The organism is Pseudomonas sp. FW305-25 (genome assembly GCF_017351415.1).
GTDB lineage: Bacteria > Pseudomonadota > Gammaproteobacteria > Pseudomonadales > Pseudomonadaceae > Aquipseudomonas > Aquipseudomonas chlororaphis.
In genome coordinates this window covers 157948-175034 of the sequence record NZ_JACNDE010000003.1, presented here as the reverse complement: position 1 = coordinate 175034, position 17087 = coordinate 157948, and the positions used below count along the sequence as shown (strand labels likewise).

At 62.9% G+C, this 17087-nt stretch carries 15 protein-coding genes; 9 read left to right on the top strand and 6 right to left on the bottom strand.

The features are described 5' to 3' along the window. Positions 1-240 precede the first annotated feature (240 nt). Both J4E58_RS04805 and J4E58_RS04800 read right to left on the bottom strand, forming a co-directional pair. Positions 241-804, bottom strand: a complete 564-nt coding sequence (locus J4E58_RS04805) for a cupin domain-containing protein (RefSeq protein WP_007927037.1) — start codon at positions 802-804, stop codon at positions 241-243. 237 nt (positions 805-1041) lie between these two features. Next, positions 1042-1758, bottom strand: coding sequence for an SIMPL domain-containing protein (locus J4E58_RS04800; RefSeq protein WP_087091241.1), 717 nt, complete (start codon positions 1756-1758; stop codon positions 1042-1044). Between the two features lie 400 nt (positions 1759-2158). Here J4E58_RS04800 and J4E58_RS04795 point away from each other — a divergent pair, with 400 nt between their 5' ends. The 4 genes from J4E58_RS04795 (at position 2159) to J4E58_RS04780 (ending at position 6616) form a co-directional block, all read left to right on the top strand. Next, complete coding sequence (locus J4E58_RS04795) at positions 2159-3421, top strand: ATP-binding protein (RefSeq protein ID WP_087091242.1); 1263 nt, start codon at positions 2159-2161, stop codon at positions 3419-3421. Next, positions 3414-3974 (top strand): response regulator transcription factor, encoded by a 561-nt coding sequence (locus J4E58_RS04790; protein ID WP_009046975.1) that lies wholly within the window; start codon positions 3414-3416, stop codon positions 3972-3974. The genes J4E58_RS04795 and J4E58_RS04790 overlap by 8 nt, the downstream gene beginning before the upstream one ends. A gap of 97 nt (positions 3975-4071) precedes the next feature. Next, positions 4072-5799 (top strand): ABC transporter ATP-binding protein/permease, encoded by a 1728-nt coding sequence (locus J4E58_RS04785; protein WP_087091243.1) that lies wholly within the window; start codon positions 4072-4074, stop codon positions 5797-5799. Positions 5800-5866: 67 nt separating this feature from the next. Beyond that, the gene (locus J4E58_RS04780; RefSeq protein WP_007927044.1) at positions 5867-6616 is read left to right on the top strand and encodes a FadR/GntR family transcriptional regulator; all 750 of its coding nucleotides are present in this window, start codon (positions 5867-5869) and stop codon (positions 6614-6616) included. A gap of 108 nt (positions 6617-6724) precedes the next feature. Here J4E58_RS04780 and J4E58_RS04775 read toward each other — a convergent pair whose 3' ends face one another. Both J4E58_RS04775 and J4E58_RS04770 read right to left on the bottom strand, forming a co-directional pair. Then, positions 6725-6916, bottom strand: a complete 192-nt coding sequence (locus J4E58_RS04775) for a hypothetical protein (RefSeq protein ID WP_009042169.1) — start codon at positions 6914-6916, stop codon at positions 6725-6727. A 13-nt stretch (positions 6917-6929) separates the two neighbouring features. Beyond that, a complete protein-coding gene (locus tag J4E58_RS04770) occupies positions 6930-8567 on the bottom strand; it encodes a phospholipase (protein ID WP_087091244.1) in 1638 nt (545 codons plus the stop codon). 235 nt (positions 8568-8802) lie between these two features. Between J4E58_RS04770 and kdgD the strand changes: the two genes are divergently transcribed. The 5 genes from kdgD to J4E58_RS04745 all read left to right on the top strand — a co-directional run bounded on the left by kdgD (position 8803) and on the right by J4E58_RS04745 (position 15538). Beyond that, complete coding sequence (kdgD, locus tag J4E58_RS04765) at positions 8803-9714, top strand: 5-dehydro-4-deoxyglucarate dehydratase (RefSeq protein WP_025806406.1); 912 nt, start codon at positions 8803-8805, stop codon at positions 9712-9714. Between the two features lie 67 nt (positions 9715-9781). Next, positions 9782-11227: an aldehyde dehydrogenase family protein gene (locus J4E58_RS04760; RefSeq protein WP_087091245.1), complete on the top strand. Its 1446-nt coding sequence runs from the start codon at positions 9782-9784 to the stop codon at positions 11225-11227. Between the two features lie 97 nt (positions 11228-11324). Then, on the top strand, positions 11325-12686 hold the full coding sequence (locus J4E58_RS04755; RefSeq protein ID WP_087091246.1) for an MFS transporter: 1362 nt from the start codon (positions 11325-11327) through the stop codon (positions 12684-12686). A gap of 12 nt (positions 12687-12698) precedes the next feature. Continuing rightward, positions 12699-14252 carry a galactarate dehydratase gene (gene garD, locus J4E58_RS04750; protein ID WP_087091247.1) on the top strand — a complete coding sequence of 518 codons (1554 nt, stop codon included), beginning with the start codon at positions 12699-12701 and terminating at the stop codon, positions 14250-14252. Positions 14253-14596: 344 nt separating this feature from the next. Further along, a complete protein-coding gene (locus J4E58_RS04745; protein ID WP_087091248.1) occupies positions 14597-15538 on the top strand; it encodes an AEC family transporter in 942 nt (313 codons plus the stop codon). 106 nt (positions 15539-15644) lie between these two features. On the opposite strand, the gene J4E58_RS04740 is transcribed toward J4E58_RS04745, so the two are convergent. Both J4E58_RS04740 and J4E58_RS04735 read right to left on the bottom strand, forming a co-directional pair. Continuing rightward, positions 15645-16025 carry a carboxymuconolactone decarboxylase family protein gene (locus J4E58_RS04740; protein WP_038582098.1) on the bottom strand — a complete coding sequence of 127 codons (381 nt, stop codon included), beginning with the start codon at positions 16023-16025 and terminating at the stop codon, positions 15645-15647. Beyond that, entirely contained in the window at positions 16022-17077 is a 1056-nt protein-coding gene (locus J4E58_RS04735; RefSeq protein ID WP_087091249.1) for a calcium/sodium antiporter, read from the bottom strand. The genes J4E58_RS04740 and J4E58_RS04735 overlap by 4 nt, the downstream gene beginning before the upstream one ends. Between the last annotated feature and the right edge of the window lie 10 nt (positions 17078-17087).

Genomic DNA, 17087 nt, shown 5'->3' with positions numbered 1-17087 from the left:
CTAGGGCGTATCTGAGGATTGGCCTTGTGGGCCGGGGCAACTCGCCTTCTATGGGGAGTGGATGCAGCCCCATGGACCCTGTGCGGCGATAGCGATCGCTTTGTTGTGGGGGTGATTGACGATTCGCCGATGCCGAAATTAAGTCATGCTGAAATCGTGGTCAACGAAAATTAAGCGTGACTAACATTTCTCTTGCGCGCGGGGTGTCTGTGAGGTTGTGCAGGCGGCCACGGGGCGGGTTCAGGCCGCTGAATGGTCGTCGAACAGGCCCATGGTCGTGACGGTCAATACTTCTGCCGGGCCGTTGCCGGCGTTAGCCAGGTAGTGCGGTTTGGTCGAGTCGAAGTGCACCGAGTCGCCGGCGCCGAGGGGATACTGCTGCCCCTCGATGGTGTAGACAATTTGCCCCGAAAGAACGTAGGAGAACTCGGCGCCATCATGGGAAATCAGTTCCGACTGGTAGCCCACGGGTATGTTCATCTTCACCGCGTTGATCAGGTTGCCGGGAAAGGAACTGGACAGCCGCTCGTAGGCCAGGGGCTGGCCTTCGATGGTGTAGCGCACCCGCTTGCCGTCGTGGGAGTCGGGTTGTGCCTGGGTCGGCTGGTCGAATAGGGCGTTCAGCGGAACGTTCAGAGACTTGGCAATGTTGACCAGGGAGGAGATCGAGACGCCGGTGAGATTGCGTTCCGCCTGGGAGAGGAAACTGGCGGTCAGGCCGGATTCGCTGGCGATCTGGCGCAGGGTTTTCTTGGCGGCGCGGCGATAGCGACGCAGGCGTTCGCCGATGCGGTCTGCGGTCATTGGAGAGACTCTTATAGGAAAGGCGCAGTATACCCGGTGGACGTCAATGACGTCTGATAGGCGCCATACCGGGGGCCGTAACTTTAGCATCACCGATGTGGCCGAGTTCACCCCCTCTATTCCAAAAAAGGGCGAGTCCCTCAGGCTGGGTTGAAACAGTGGGTAGCAAAAAAAACGCGGTAACCTCATTGGTGCTGGAGGTCACCGCCGTTTTTTTGGGGACGGGCAGGGAAAACGTTACTGCATCAGGACTTCGATCGAGCCATCGGCGGTCATGCTGACCTGGCTGGTGCCGGCCTCGACTTCCGGAGTGACCGGCGCCGCATCCATGCCCGCGGCTTTCATCATCACCGGCCCGCGCAGATACGGTTGTGGATAACCGTTGCTGTTGAGGTTCAGGTTGACGATCTTGTAGCCCTTGCCGCCCAGCGCTTCGGTGGTCAGCTGTGCACGAGCCTTGAAGGCATCGACCGCTTCCTTGAGCAGTTTGTCTTCGCTGGCCTTGCGGGTCGGGTCGGCGATGGCGAAATCCATCCCGCCCATCTTCAGGTCGGTCAGCAGTTCGCCGGTGAGCTTGGACAGCGCGGCGAAGTCCGAGCTTTCCAGGCGCAGTTCGGCGCGTTCGCGCCAGCCGGTGATCTTCTGGCCCTTGGTGTCGTAGATCGGGTAGCTGTTGCGGCTGCCCTGGCGCAAGGTGATGTCCTTGACCTGGCGTGCCTGGCCCAGGGCCTTGTTCATGGTGGTGGTGATTTCCGCGGCGAGCTTGGCCGGGTCGGCGTTCTGCGATTCGCTGTAGAGGGTGACGATCATCAGGTCGCGGGCCACTTCCTGACTGACTTCGGCGCGCAGGGAGATCTGGTTGTAATGAAGCTCATCGGCGGCCAGGGCCGGCAGGCTGGCGAGGGTGCCGGCGCTGAGGGCGAGAAGGGCGGCGCTGCGACTGAATGTATGCATGAAAACTCCTTGAGTGCGGTCCGCAGGTATTGGGTCCCAGCCTGCGTGAAACCATCAGACTCTAGCTTTTATTGTCTGGTTCGGCCCGTTAACAACTTCTATACATCTATTACCCAACGCCAACTACGGAGGTTTTTGTAGCCGCTGGCGAAGCCTGCGCTCGACTGCGCAGCAGTCGTAATCTGTTCTCGGGCCGGACTCTGAGATGGGGATGGCGAGCGCTTTGCGCTCTATCGCGGGCAAGCCTCGCTCCTACAGGCAGGTGGTGTTTTTGCAGGCAAGGCTTGCCCGCGATTGGCCATTGCCCAAGACTGTGGCGGTTTGCCGCAGTTTTGCCTGTCTGGGCCGCTGCTTGGTTATACTCGTCGCGATCCGCCTGGAGCGCTCATCAGGAGAGCTCATGCTCGCCCCCGTACAACTGCTTTCCGCCACTCGCCAGAACCTCTGGCGTCTGACTTTTATCCGCATCCTGGTTCTGGCCGCTCAGGCCGGTTCGGTGGGGCTCGCCTACTGGTTCGACCTGCTACCGCTGCCCTGGCTGCAACTGGCCGTCACCCTGGGCCTGTCGCTGATCCTCTGCGCCTTCACCGCCATTCGCCTGCGCACCTCGTGGCCGGTCACCGAGCTGGAATATGCCGTGCAACTGGCTTGTGATTTGTTTATCCACAGCGCCCTGTTGTATTTCTCCGGCGGCTCGACCAATCCCTTCGTCTCCTATTACCTGGTGCCGCTGACTATCGCCGCCGTGACCTTGCCATGGCGCTATTCGGTGGTCCTTTCCGGTATCGCGCTGACCATGTACACCTTGCTGCTGGCGCAGTTCTACCCGCTGCAGACTTTCCCCATCGCCCGGGAGAACCTGCAGATCTACGGGATGTGGCTGAGCTTCGCCCTGGCCGCGGCGGTGATCACCTTCTTCGCCGCGAGAATGGCCGAGGAACTGCGGCGGCAGGAGGAGCTGCGGGCGATCCGCCGCGAAGAGGGCCTGCGCGACCAGCAGTTGCTGGCTGTCGCGACCCAGGCCGCTGGTGCCGCCCACGAGTTGGGAACGCCCCTGGCGACCATGAGCGTGCTGCTCAAGGAAATGCGCCAGGACCACCTCGACCCAATGCTGCAAGATGACCTGGGCGTGCTCCAGGACCAGGTCAAACTGTGCAAGGAAACCCTGCAACAGTTGGTGCGCGCCGCCGAGGCCAACCGCCGGCTGGCGGTGGAGATGCAGGATGTCACCGTCTGGCTCGACGAAGCGCTGAACCGCTGGCACCTGATGCGCCCTGAAGCCAGCTACCGCTTCCAACTGCTGGGCAAGGGCCCGATGCCGCGGCTGGCGCCGCCGCCGGACCTGACCCAGGCGTTGCTCAACCTGCTGAACAATGCAGCGGACGCTTGTCCGGAAGGGCTGGAAGTCCAGCTGGATTGGGACGCCGAGAACCTGACCATCAGTATTCGTGACCACGGCGCCGGTGTGCCGCTGGCCATCGCCGAGCAGATCGGCAAACCGTTTTTTACCACCAAGGGCAAAGGTTTCGGCCTGGGCCTGTTTTTGAGCAAAGCCAGCGTGACACGCGCCGGCGGCTCAGTGAAACTCTACAGTCATGAGGAAGGCGGCACGCTCACCGAGCTGCGCCTGCCCCACGGCGCCCGAGGAGACCAACATGAGTGACGAAATCCAAGTCGAAGGCGAAGAACTGCCGCATCTGTTGCTGGTGGATGACGACGCCACCTTCACCCGGGTGATGGCGCGAGCCATGAGCCGTCGCGGCTTTCGCGTCAGCACCGCGGGTTCCGCCGAGGAAGGCCTGGCCCTCGCCCAGCAGGACCTGCCGGACTTCGCCGCGCTGGACCTGAAGATGGACGGCGACTCCGGCCTGGTGCTGCTGCCCAAGCTGCTCGAGCTCGATCCGGAAATGCGCGTGGTGATCCTCACCGGTTATTCGAGCATCGCCACCGCGGTCGAAGCGATCAAGCGCGGCGCCTGCAACTACCTGTGCAAACCGGCGGACGCCGACGACGTGCTGGCCGCGCTGCTCTCCGAGCACGCCGACCTCGACACCCTGGTGCCGGAAAACCCGATGTCGGTGGACCGCCTGCAATGGGAGCACATCCAGCGGGTGCTGACCGAACACGAAGGCAACATCTCCGCCACTGCCCGTGCCCTGGGCATGCACCGTCGAACGCTGCAACGCAAGTTGCAGAAGCGCCCGGTTCGTCGCTGAACCGCGACTGAACGAATGTCCTCAGGACAAGTGAAAAAACGAGCCGATCCTCTATGATCGGCTCGATGCTTGTCCCTATCCCAATCGAGCCTTGATGATGAATCAGAACGCTGAGTATTCCGCGGTCAACGATGCTGTGCGCGGGCAGTTTTTCCGTCGTGTCTGGGAAATGACTACGCCTTACTGGCGCAGTGAAGAGAAGGGCAAGGCCTGGTTGCTGTTGTTCGCGGTGGTGGCCCTGACCCTGTTCAGCGTGGCGATCTCGGTGTGGATCAACAGCTGGTACAAGGATTTCTACAACGCCCTGCAAAAGAAGGACGAGGCGGCGTTCTGGCAGCTGATCCTGTATTTCTGCGGAATTGCCGCGGTGGCCATCCTGGCCGCGGTCTACCGGCTCTACCTGACCCAGATGCTGACCATCCGCTGGCGCGCCTGGCTCACGGAAAAACACTTCGCCCGCTGGCTGGGCCACAAGAACTACTACCAGCTGGAGCAGGGCGGCTACACCGATAACCCGGACCAGCGGATTTCCGAAGACCTTAACAGCTTCACCAGCAATACCCTGGGGCTCGCCCTGGGCCTGCTGCGTACCGTGGTCAGTCTGGTGTCGTTCTCGATCATCCTGTGGGGCGTGTCGGGCAGTATCGAAGTCTTCGGCTACACCATTCCCGGCTACATGTTCTGGTGCGCCTTGGTGTACGCCGCTGTCGGCAGCTGGCTGACCCACTTGATCGGTCGACGCCTGATCGGCTTGAACAACAACCAGCAACGTTTCGAGGCGGACCTGCGTTTTTCCATGGTGCGGGTGCGGGAGAACGCCGAGAGCATTGCCCTGTATGACGGCGAGCCGAATGAGAACAAACGCCTCAGCGCTCGCTTCGGCATGGTCTGGCACAACTTCTGGGACATCATGAAAGTGTCCAAGCGCCTGACCTTCTTCACCTCGGGCTACGGCCAGATCGCGATCATTTTCCCCTTCATCGTCGCGGCCCCGCGTTACCTGACGGGCAAGATCGAACTGGGCGAGCTGATGCAGATCAACTCGGCATTCGGCAACGTCCAGGAGAACTTCAGCTGGTTCATCACCGCCTATTCCGAGCTCGCGGCCTGGCGCGCCACCTGCGACCGGCTGCTGAGCTTCCGTCAGGCCATGAGCGAAAACGAAGAACGCGCTCCAGCCATCGACGTGCAGAGCCAGGGTGAAACCTTGCAGGTGCATAACCTTGGCCTGGACCTGGCGGACGGCCGGCACCTGCTGGCCGGTGCCGAGATGACCGTGACCCCCGGTGAGCGCCTGATGCTCAGCGGCCGTTCCGGCAGTGGCAAAAGTACCCTGCTGCGAGCGATGGGGCGGCTCTGGCCGGCCGGTCACGGCAGCATCCGCATGCCCGCCGAGCGTTATCTGTTCCTGCCGCAAAAGCCTTACCTGCCGATTGGCAGCCTGCGCGAAGCCTTGAGTTATCCACAGTCGGGTGACACCTACCCGCAGGAGCGTTACGTGCAGGTGCTGGAAACCTGCCGGTTGCCGCACCTGGTGTCTCGCCTGGACGAGAGCAACCACTGGCAGCGCATGTTGTCCCCGGGCGAGCAGCAGCGCCTGGCCTTTGCCCGTGCGTTGCTCTATGCGCCGCAATGGCTGTACATGGATGAGGCCACCTCGGCCATGGACGAAGAAGACGAGGCGACCCTGTACCAGGCGCTGATCGACCAGTTGCCGGGGCTGAGCATTGTCAGCGTCGGGCATCGCAGCAGTCTCAAGCGTTTCCACCCGCGGCACATCCGCATCGAGCGCGGGCATCTGGTCGACCAGGCGGTGATGGTGTAGTCAACAGTGATCGTACAACCCGGCTGAGCTATGATGCGTCATCAGTTTTCGGAGAAAGAACTTCACCATGGACAACCAGAACACGGCGCCCCGCCTTCCACGCAAGCGCCGTAGCCTCGCCCAGGAGCTGGTGACCGTGCTGTCGGAGCAGATTCGCGACGGTCAGCTCAAGCGCGGTGACAAGTTGCCCACCGAGTCGGCGATCATGGAGGCCCATGGCGTCAGCCGGACCGTGGTGCGCGAGGCCATTTCCCGCTTGCAGGCCGCCGGCCAGGTGGAAACCCGCCACGGCATCGGCACCTTTGTGCTCGACACGCCGAGCCCGAGTGGCTTCAGGATCGATCCGGCGACCGTGGTGACCTTGCGCGATGTGCTGGCGATCCTGGAACTGCGCATCAGCCTGGAAGTGGAGTCGGCCGGGCTGGCCGCGCAGCGGCGCAGCAGCGAGCAACTGGCGGCGATGCGGGCGGCGCTGGATGCCCTCAATGAAAGCGCGGCCCACGACAGCGATGCGGTGGCCTCGGATTTCCAGTTCCACCTGCAGATTGCCCTGGCCACGGGCAACCGCTATTTCACCGACATCATGACCCACCTGGGAACCAGCATCATTCCGCGCACCCGCCTGAATTCGGCACGCCTGGCTCACGATGATCAGCAGCACTACATGAGCCGCCTGAGCCGCGAGCATGAAGAAATCTATGAAGCCATTGCCCGTCAGGATTCGGACGCGGCCCGGGCGGCCATGCGTCTGCACCTGACCAACAGCCGCGAACGGCTGCGCCATGCCCATGAAGAGGCAGAGGCGCAGCGCGGGTAATGCGGTTGGGGCGGTTATTGCGTCGCCCTTGGCTTCTTATCGCGAGCAAGCTCGCTCCTACAGAGAGGGGAGGTGACCCTGTAGGAGCGAAGCTTGCTCGCGATGCTTTTAGCGGTTTTTGAGAATCGAGCGATCCACCCTCACGGCCAGTTGCCCGGCGCCGGGTTTGGCATTGAAGGTCACATGCCCTTGCTGGTCGACGGTTGCCCGTGCGACGGGAGCGCCGTTGACCAGCAGTTCCAGGGGCGCGCCCTGCAGGGATTGGCCCGAGGCCAGTTCTAGAGTCAGATTGATAGCCATGTCGATGTCCTTATCAGGCATTGCGGTCGATGTAAGTGGTGGCGGCCTTGTCGATCGAGGCGATCAGCTCCGGCGAGCCACCGCGGAACTGGCGGAAAATGTTGCGTCCGCTGGAACCGCCGCCGGTATCCACCGGCACATTCAGGGTCGGCTGGAAGCGCTCGCTCAGTTCGGCGTAGGCGGACCATGGGCCGATGTACGACTCGTTCAAACCGTTGGTGTAGCTGAAGGCATAACGCACGGCATTGCCGGGCAGCCAGTTGGGTTCGCTGGGTGTCTGGGTCTGCCAGCCATCGGCCTGGATGCTCGGAGCAAGCGTCGGCGCTTCCAGGTAGCCCGCCGGCTTGTTGGGCTTGTAGTCCTTGAGCAGCAGGTAGGTGCTCCAGCCCCACCAGTTGTCGATGGTCTTGGTGTCGTTGAGGTTGTTCACGTCGCTGCGTCGCAGCACCTTGTCGCCCTGCATCACGAACAGCGGTGAAAAGTTGCCGCTCTTCGCCGCGTTCAGGTCCGGCAACAGCTTCAGCGCCGTGAAGTTGCCGGGCGTCGGGGCCGCACCGCTGAGGTAGCTTTCGAAGATTTCGTCCGCCGAGCGTTGCACGGCCAACTTGACCTGCTTGCGGTTGTTGCTGTCGAGGGTGTCGAAATAACGCTTGTCGCCATAGGCATGCCAGCGGTCGCCCTGGGCGTTGCTGACGTTGAGGCCGAACTTGCTGTCCTCGTCGTGCATGAAGCGGGTGATCAGCGAACCGAGGTCGCTCGGCGTGACCACCGCCGCCAGTTGCTTGCGCGGTACCCGTACATGGCCGGCGGAGAACAGGTCGGTGAGGAAGTGATCGGCGAAGGCGTTCATGGCGTAGGCCAGTTCCAACTGCTTCTCGTCGGCGTTCTTGTGCGCCAGCACCGCCTGCTGCAGGGCCGCGGTGTGCCCGGCGATATAGGCCAGCAGCGCCCACTCGCCGAAATGGTCGGCATTGTTGGCCGCCAGCTTCAGGTAGCGACCCAGGGGGAACAGCGCCGAGGCGAAGCTGCCGCCGCCGGTGATCTTGTTCCACTCTTCGGACAACGTATCTCCCAGGGCGTCATAGGCTTCGTGAGGTTGCCTGCCGTCCTTGAGCGCCTGGTTGGCGGCGGCGATTTCCTTCTGCATTACCGCGAGAATCTGTTTCGCCTCGTCCTTGGCCGCCGGCAACACGGCGAGGGAGTTGAACGCGGCGGTAAAACGCTGCAAACGATCCACCGGCGTCGCGCCTTCGCAGATCGGCTGGTCGGGGATGCCGTAGAAATCGCCGCCCAGCGCCACCACCTGGCCGTAGGTCAGGGCCAGGCCATTGGGCAGGTGCAATTCGACCTGCCAGGCTGGAACGCCGGGGGCGTCCTTGACGAAACGCAGCAGGGTGGCATCGCCGATGGCGGTGTGTTCGCCACCCTCGAAACGCAGCTGGGGCAGGGCCTTGAGGTTTTTGCCCGGTACCGCGGGGAGGAGCCCGGGCTGGTGATACTTGATGGTGTGATGACCGTCGGCGATCAGCACCAGGTGGTCGCCATCACCGGAAATGGCAATGCCGCGTTCGCTGAAAAGGCTGTCCAGATCGGCAACGACCTGGCTTTTGTGTTGCAGCTGTTCCCGCTGCTGAGTGTGTAGACCTGACATTTCTAGCTCCTTGATATGTCGTAGGTATTTCAAGAAATTAACTGTATGTATATACAGTTAATTGCGAGCATAAAGCAAAATCCTGACTCGTCAAGCAGGTATTTTTTACCGCGTATTTTGGCGATGGCTGACGAATTGCTGTTGACGATTGTTTTTTAAGTTGTACGATGACTTACAACTTCAGCCAAGGCTGATGTGTTTTTCATCACAATGTGCGTCCCAGGGTGTTCGAATAATGAATCCACAAGAACTGAAGTCCATCCTCTCCTCCGGCCTGCTGTCTTTTCCGGTGACCGATTTCAACGCCCAGGGCGATTTCCATCGCGCGGGCTATATCAAGCGCCTGGAATGGCTGGCCCCATACGGCGCCTCGGCGCTGTTCGCGGCAGGTGGCACCGGTGAGTTTTTCTCCCTGGCGGCCAGCGAATATTCGGAAATCATCAAGACTGCGGTCGACACCTGTGCCAGCAGCGTGCCGATTCTGGCCGGCGTTGGCGGCTCGACCCGCCAGGCCATCGAATACGCCCAGGAGGCCGAGCGCCTGGGTGCCAAGGGCCTGTTGCTGCTGCCGCACTACCTGACCGAAGCCAGCCAGGATGGGGTCGCCGCTCATGTGGAGGCGGTGTGCAAATCGGTGAAGATCGGTGTGGTGGTCTACAACCGCAACGTCTGCCGCCTGACCGCGCCGCTGCTGGAGCGCCTGGCCGAGCGCTGTCCGAACCTGATCGGCTACAAGGACGGCCTGGGCGATATCGAGCTGATGGTGTCGATCCGTCGCCGCCTCGGCGATCGCTTCAGCTACCTGGGCGGCCTGCCGACCGCCGAAGTCTACGCCGCGGCCTACAAGGCCCTGGGCGTGCCGGTGTATTCCTCGGCGGTGTTCAACTTCATCCCGAAAACCGCGATGGATTTCTACCACGCCATTGCCCGGGAAGATCACGCCACGGTCGGCAAGATCATCGACGACTTCTTCCTGCCTTACCTGGATATCCGTAACCGCAAGGCCGGTTATGCCGTGAGCATCGTCAAGGCCGGAGCCCGCATCGTCGGCCATGACGCAGGCCCGGTGCGGGCGCCGTTGACCGACCTGTTGCCGGAAGAATATGAAGCGCTGGCGGCGTTGATCGACGCCCAGGGCGCGCAGTAATCCATCCCCGGGGCCGCTGAGCAATCAGCGGCCTTTTGCGTAAGGCTTTTGTGTAAGGAGAGGGCGCGTGGCAGAGGTAAAACGCTTCGATAACTACATCGGTGGCCAATGGCTTGCCGGTGCCGACTACTCGACCAATATCAACCCGTCCGAGTTGTCCGATGTCATTGGCGAATACGCCAAGGCCGACCTGGCTCAGGTGCATGCCGCGATCGATGCGGCGCGCGATGCATTCCCGGCCTGGTCGACTTCCGGTATCCAGGCGCGCAGCGATGCCCTGGACAAGGTCGGCAGCGAGATCCTCGCCCGTCGCGAAGAGCTCGGCACCCTGTTGGCCCGGGAGGAGGGCAAGACCCTGCCCGAAGCCATCGGCGAGGTGACCCGTGCCGGTAACATCTTCAAGTTCTTTGCCGGCGAATGCCTGCGCCTGTCGGGGGATTACCTGCCGTCGGTGCGTCCGGGGGTCAACGTCGAAGTGACCCGCGAAGCCCTGGGCGTGGTCGGCCTGATCACTCCGTGGAACTTCCCGATCGCCATCCCGGCGTGGAAGATCGCCCCGGCCCTGGCCTACGGCAACTGTGTGGTGCTCAAGCCCGCCGAGCTGGTGCCGGGCTGTGCCTGGGCCCTGGCGGAAATCATCTCCCGCGCCGGCTTCCCGGCCGGGGTGTTCAACCTGGTGATGGGCAGCGGCCGGTTGGTCGGCGATGCCCTGGTCAACAGCCCGAAAGTCGACGGCATCAGCTTCACCGGTTCCGTGGGCGTGGGCCGGCAGATCGCCGTCAGTTGCGTCTCGCGCCAAGCCAAGGTGCAGCTGGAGATGGGCGGCAAGAACCCGCAGATCATCCTCGACGATGCCGACCTCAAGCAGGCGGTGGAGCTGGCGGTACAGAGTGCCTTCTATTCCACCGGGCAGCGTTGCACCGCTTCCAGCCGGCTGATCGTCACCGCGGGCATCCACGACCGGTTCGTCGCGGCGATGGCCGAACGCATGGGTTCGATCAAGGTCGGCCATGCGCTGCGGGCCGGCACCGATATCGGTCCGGTGGTGTCCCAAGCGCAGCTCGAACAGGACTTGAAATACATCGATATCGGCCAGTCCGAAGGGGCGCGGCTGGTCAGCGGCGGTGGCCTGGTGACCTGCGATACCGAAGGTTATTTCCTCGCGCCGACCCTGTTCGCCGACAGCCAGGCCTCGATGCGCATCAGCCGCGAAGAGATCTTCGGCCCGGTGGCCAACGTGGTACGGGTGGCTGATTACGAGGCGGCGCTGGTCATGGCCAACGACACCGAGTTCGGCCTGTCGGCGGGCATCGCCACCACGTCGCTGAAATACGCCAACCACTTCAAGCGCCATTCCCAGGCCGGGATGGTCATGGTCAACCTGCCGACGGCCGGCGTCGATTACCACGTACCTTTTGGTGGCCGCAAAGGTTCATCCTATGGTTCCCGCGAGCAAGGTCGCTACGCGCAGGAGTTCTACACCGTGGTGAAGACTTCCTACATCGGATCCTAAGCCCCGCCGTACCCCCGCCGGCCGTTGCCTGAGGCTCGGCGGGGTCGATGAAACGCATGTTTACCCGCATAAAAATAACTAGTGGGAGTACATCCATATGCAAGCGACCAAGCCGACTCGCGTCCGCTACCTGATCCTGTTCATGCTGTTCCTGGTGACCACGATCAACTATGCCGACCGCGCCACCATCGCCATCGCGGGTTCCAGCCTGCAAAAAGACCTCGGCATCGACGCCGTCACCCTCGGTTATATCTTCTCCGCATTCGGTTGGGCTTATGTAGCGGGGCAGATCCCCGGCGGCTGGCTGCTCGACCGCTTCGGCTCGAAAAAAATCTATGCCCTGAGCATCTTCACCTGGTCGCTGTTCACCGTGCTGCAGGGTTATGTCGGTGAGTTCGGCGTTTCCACCGCGGTGGTGGCGCTGTTCATGCTGCGCTTCCTGGTGGGGCTGGCCGAGGCACCGTCCTTCCCCGGCAACGCGCGGATTGTCGCGGCCTGGTTCCCCACCGCTGAGCGCGGTACGGCTTCGGCGATCTTCAACTCGGCGCAGTATTTCGCCACCGTGCTGTTCGCCCCGCTGATGGGCTGGATCGTCTATCACTTCGGCTGGCAGCACGTCTTCATCGTGATGGGGGTGATCGGCATCGTCTTCTCGCTGGTCTGGCTCAAGGTGATCTACAGCCCGCGCCAGCACCCGCTGATCAACGAGGCCGAGTTCAAGCACATCGCCGACAACGGCGGCATGGTCGACATGGACCAGGACGGCAAAGGCAAGCGCAGCGACGGCCCGAAATGGGACTACCTGCGCCAGTTGCTGACCAACCGCATGATGCTCGGCGTGTACCTGGGCCAGTACTGCATCAACGGCATCACTTACTTCTTCCTGACCTGGTTCCCGGTGTACCTGGTGCAGGAGCGTGGCATGACCATTCTCAAGGCTGGCTTCATCGCCTCCTTGCCGGCCATCTGCGGCTTTATCGGTGGGGTGCTGGGCGGGGTGATTTCCGACTACCTGCTACGCAAGGGGCATTCCCTGACCTTCGCCCGCAAGGCGCCGATCATCGCCGGCCTGCTGGTCTCCAGCAGCATCGTGGCCTGCAACTATGTGGACATCGAATGGATGGTGGTGGGCTTCATGGCCCTGGCGTTCTTCGGCAAAGGCGTGGGCGCGCTCGGCTGGGCGGTGGTGTCCGACACTTCGCCGAAGCAGATCGCCGGCTTGAGCGGCGGCTTGTTCAACACCTTCGGCAACCTGGCGTCGATCACCACGCCGATCGTCATCGGCTACATCATCAGTTCCACCGGCTCGTTCAAATGGGCGTTGGTGTTCGTCGGCTGCAACGCGCTGCTGGCAGTGTTCAGCTACCTGGTGATCGTCGGCCCGATCAAGCGCGTGGTGCTCAAGGAGCCACCGAGCAACGGCCCCGAGCTGACCCAACTTTCCCAAGCGCATTCCTGAAGGGGCGGCGTCATGCAGTTGATTGAACATTCCGATTCGCCGCGCTATATCCGCCTGCACGAGCGGGACAATGTGGTGGTTGTGGTCAATGACCAGGGCGTACCGGCAGGCACGGCGTTCGCCGACGGCCTGGTGACCCTGGACTTCGTCCCCCAGAGCCACAAGGTGGCGCTGGAGGATATCGTCGAAGGTGGCCCGGTGATCCGCTACGGCCAGATCATCGGTTATGCCTTGCAGCCGATCCTGCGCGGCAGCTGGGTCAGGGAAGATCAGTTGCGCATGCCCAGCGCGCCGCCGCTGGACAGCCTGCCGCTGTCCACCGAAGTGCCGGCGGCCCAGGCGCCCCTGGACGGCTTTACCTTCGAGGGTTATCGCAATGCCGACGGCACGGTCGGCACGCGCAACATTCTGGGGATCACCACCACCGTGCAATGCGTGACCGGGGTGCTCGATCATGCGGTCAAGCGGATCAAGGACGAACTGCTGCCCAGGTATCCCCACGTCGACGATGTGGTGGCGCTGACCCACAGCTATGGCTGCGGCGTGGCGATCACCGCCACCGATGCCTATATCCCGATCCGCACCGTGCGCAACCTGGCGCGCAACCCGAACCTGGGGGGCGAAGCCCTGGTAATCAGCCTGGGCTGCGAGAAGTTGCAGGCCGGGCAGGTGATGCACGAAGGCGACAGCTCGGTGGACCTCAGCGAGCCCTGGCTGTACCGCCTGCAGGACGCCAGCCACGGTTTTACCGAGATGATCGAGCAGATCATGCAGCTGGCCGAAGTGCGTTTGCAGAAGCTCGATCAGCGGCGCCGGGAAACCGTGCCGGCCTCGGAGCTGGTCCTCGGTATGCAATGTGGTGGCAGTGATGCCTTTTCCGGGATTACCGCCAACCCGGCCCTGGGCTATGCCTCGGACCTGTTGCTGCGGGCCGGCGCGACAGTGATGTTTTCCGAAGTCACCGAGGTGCGCGATGCCATCTACCTGCTGACTTCCCGCGCCGAATCCACAGAAGTGGCCCGGGAGCTGGTGCGCGAGATGGACTGGTACGACCGCTACCTGGCCAAGGGCGAGGCCGACCGCAGCGCCAATACCACGCCGGGCAACAAGAAGGGCGGGTTGTCGAACATCGTCGAGAAGTCCCTGGGGTCCATCGTCAAGTCCGGCAGCAGCGCGATCAATGGCGTGCTGGGGCCGGGCGAGCGCTTTACCCGCAAAGGCCTGATCTTCTGCGCGACGCCGGCCAGCGACTTTGTTTGCGGCACCTTGCAGCTGGCGGCGGGGATGAACCTGCATGTGTTCACCACCGGGCGTGGCACGCCTTACGGGCTGGCGATGGCGCCGGTGGTCAAGGTCTCGACCCGCTCCGAACTGGCCCAGCGCTGGCCGGACCTGATCGACATCGACGCCGGGCGCATCGCCACCGGGCGAGCGAGTATCGAAGAGCTGGGCTGGGAGCTGTTCCACTTCTACCTGGACGTGGCCAGTGGCAAGCAGCAGACCTGGGCCGAACGGCACAAGCTGCACAACGACATCACCTTGTTCAATCCGGCGCCGATTACCTGACGGGCTACAGGGTTTGTGCTGGGCTCGGTTGAATGGCAGGTCGCAATCCGGGTAGCCGCTGCCGCAGGCTGCGATCGACCGCGGATCGGGCGTGGCTTTTGAAATCGCTGGAGGTCCTGCGGACCTATCGCAGCCTTCGGCAGCGGCTACAGGGTTGTGCTGGGCGTGGGTGGATGGTGGTGCTGTGCAGGCTGCGATCGACCGCATCGCGGGCGTGGCCTTTGATGGCCGCGAACGCCTGCGGCCCGATGGATCAGCTTGCGGTTAGGGCAAATCCATCGGGCTTAAGCGCGCGGGCTGGCTTATCATTAGCCGCCTAACGACAGGTTCAAGGTTGACCCGGCATGCTGGCCATTTTTCTCGAAACGCTGAATATCACCGCGCCGGTATTCGGCATGTTGTTTCTCGGTGTGCTGCTCAAGCGCATCGGCTGGATCAACGACGGTTTTATCCACACAGCGTCGGCCCTGGTGTTCAACGTCACCATGCCGGCGCTGCTGTTTCTCGGGATTCTGCATGCCGACCTGCATTCGGCGCTCAAGCCCGGGCTGCTGATCTATTTCGCCGTGGCCACCCTGGCCAGCTTTGCCTTCGCCTGGGGCTGGGCGATCTGGCGCTGCCCGCGGGAAGACCGTGGTATCTACACCCAGGGCGCCTTTCGCGGCAACAACGGGGTCATCGGCCTGGCGCTCGCGGCCAGCATGTATGGCGACTACGGGATTTCCCTCGGGGCGATTCTCGCGGCGCTGGTGATCCTGTTCTACAACACCCTGTCGACCATCGTCCTGGCGGTGTACAGCCCGGTGATCAAGTCCGATCCGTGGAGCATCTGCAAAAGCGTGGTCAGCAACCCGCTGATCATCAGCGTCCTGGCGGCAGCGCCTTTCGCCGTGTTCCAGATCGGCCTGCCGACCTGGCTGGAGACGTCTGGCCAGTACCTGGCGCAGATGACCCTGCCGCTGGCCTTGATCTGCATTGGTGGCACCTTGTCCCTGGCGGCGCTGCGCGAGAGCGGCGACCTGGCCTTGAGTTCGAGCCTGGTGAAAATGGTCGGCCTGCCGATCCTCGCCACCCTGGGGGCCTGGCTCTGCGGATTCCGCGGGGCGGAACTGGGGATTCTGTTCCTGTATTTCGGCAGCCCGACCGCGGCGGCGAGTTTTGTCATGGCCCGGGCGGCCAATGGCAATCATGAGCTGGCGGCGGCAATCATCGTCATCACCACGCTGATGGCGGCGGTGACCACCAATATCGGGATCTTTCTGCTGCAGTGGGGCGGGTGGATCTAGCGCACCCTTGTACTTGTAGGAGCGAGCTTGCTCGCGATAGGCCGAAGGCCGCTTGTGGATTCACTGCCGCTATCGCGAGCAAGCTCGCTCCTACAAAGGGAGGGGGTTATTCCGGCTTCTGGTAAGTGTCGATCACTTCCTGGGCGGCGCGGAACGCGTCGATCGCCGCCGGTACGCCGGCATACACCGCGCAATGCAGCAGCGCCTCGCGAATCTCTTCCACGGTGCAGCCGTTATTCAGGGCGCCGCGGACATGACCCTTGAGTTCCTGCGGGCACTTGAGCGCGGTCAGGGCGGCGAGGGTGATCAGGCTGCGGGTTTTCAGCGGCAGGCCTTCGCGGTTCCAGACGCTGCCCCAGGCATGTTCGTTGACGAAATCCTGCAGTGGCTGGCTGAACTCGGTAGCGTTGCCCAGGGCGCGATCGACGAAGGCGTCGCCCATCACCTGGCGGCGCATTTCCACGCCCTGCTTTTTATTCTCGGTCATTGCGCTTCCCCTTTTTTATGTTGGCGGCGCCAGGCCCGCAGCGAACTGAACAGCAGGAACGCCACCAGCACTGGCAGGACAAAAAACAGCATCAACTCTTCCAGCTTGCCGGCCAGCGGCATGCCGGTGGTGAAGGACACCACGTGCAGCCCATAGGCCAGGTACAGGCCGAGAAACAGCAGGCCTTCGGCGCGGGTGACCCGATAACCCGAATAGAACACCGGCAGGCACAGCACCGCGACGCCGAGCATTACTGGCAGGTCGAAGTCCACGGCATTGGGCGATACCGACAAGGGCGTTGGCGCCACCAGGGCGGTGAAACCCAGGACTCCCAGCAGATTGAACAGGTTGCTGCCGATGACGTTGCCCACGGCAATGTCGCGCTGGCCACGCAAGGCGGCGATCAGCGAGGTGGCCAGGGCCGGCAGGGAGGTGCCGACGGCGACTATGGTCAGGCCGATGATGCGCTCGGACAGCCCCAGGTCGGTGGCGACTTCCACCGCCGCCTCGACCAGCAGATGGCCGGCGAACACCAGCAGGAGCAGGCCGCCGATCATCCACAGCAGGCTGCTCAGCCAGTGCGCGCGGGGTGCGTCGGAACCTTGCTGGGACTGTGGGCGCGCCGAGTGTCGCGACTGGCGCAGCAGTAATCCCAGGTAGAGGATCAGGGTCGCCAGCAGGATCAGGCCGTCGAGGGGCGTCAGTTCTTCGTTGTAGGCCAGGGCGAACACCAGCAGGCTGGCGAGGATCATCAACGGGATGTCCAGCCGCACCAGCTGGCGCGATACCCGCAGCGGAATGATCAGGGCGGACAGGCCGAGGGTCACCAGGATGTTGAAGATGCCGCTGCCGATCACGCTGCCGACGGCGATATCGGTGTTTTCCGCCAGGGTGGCTTGCAGGCTGACGGCCATCTGCGGGGCGCTGCTGCCGAAGGCGACGATGCTCAGGCCAATGATCAGCGCTCGTACGCGCAGGCGGGCGGCGAGGCGGACCGCGCCGCGTACCAGCAACTCGGCGCCGGCGACCAGCAGGACCAGGCCACTGAACAACTGGAGAACG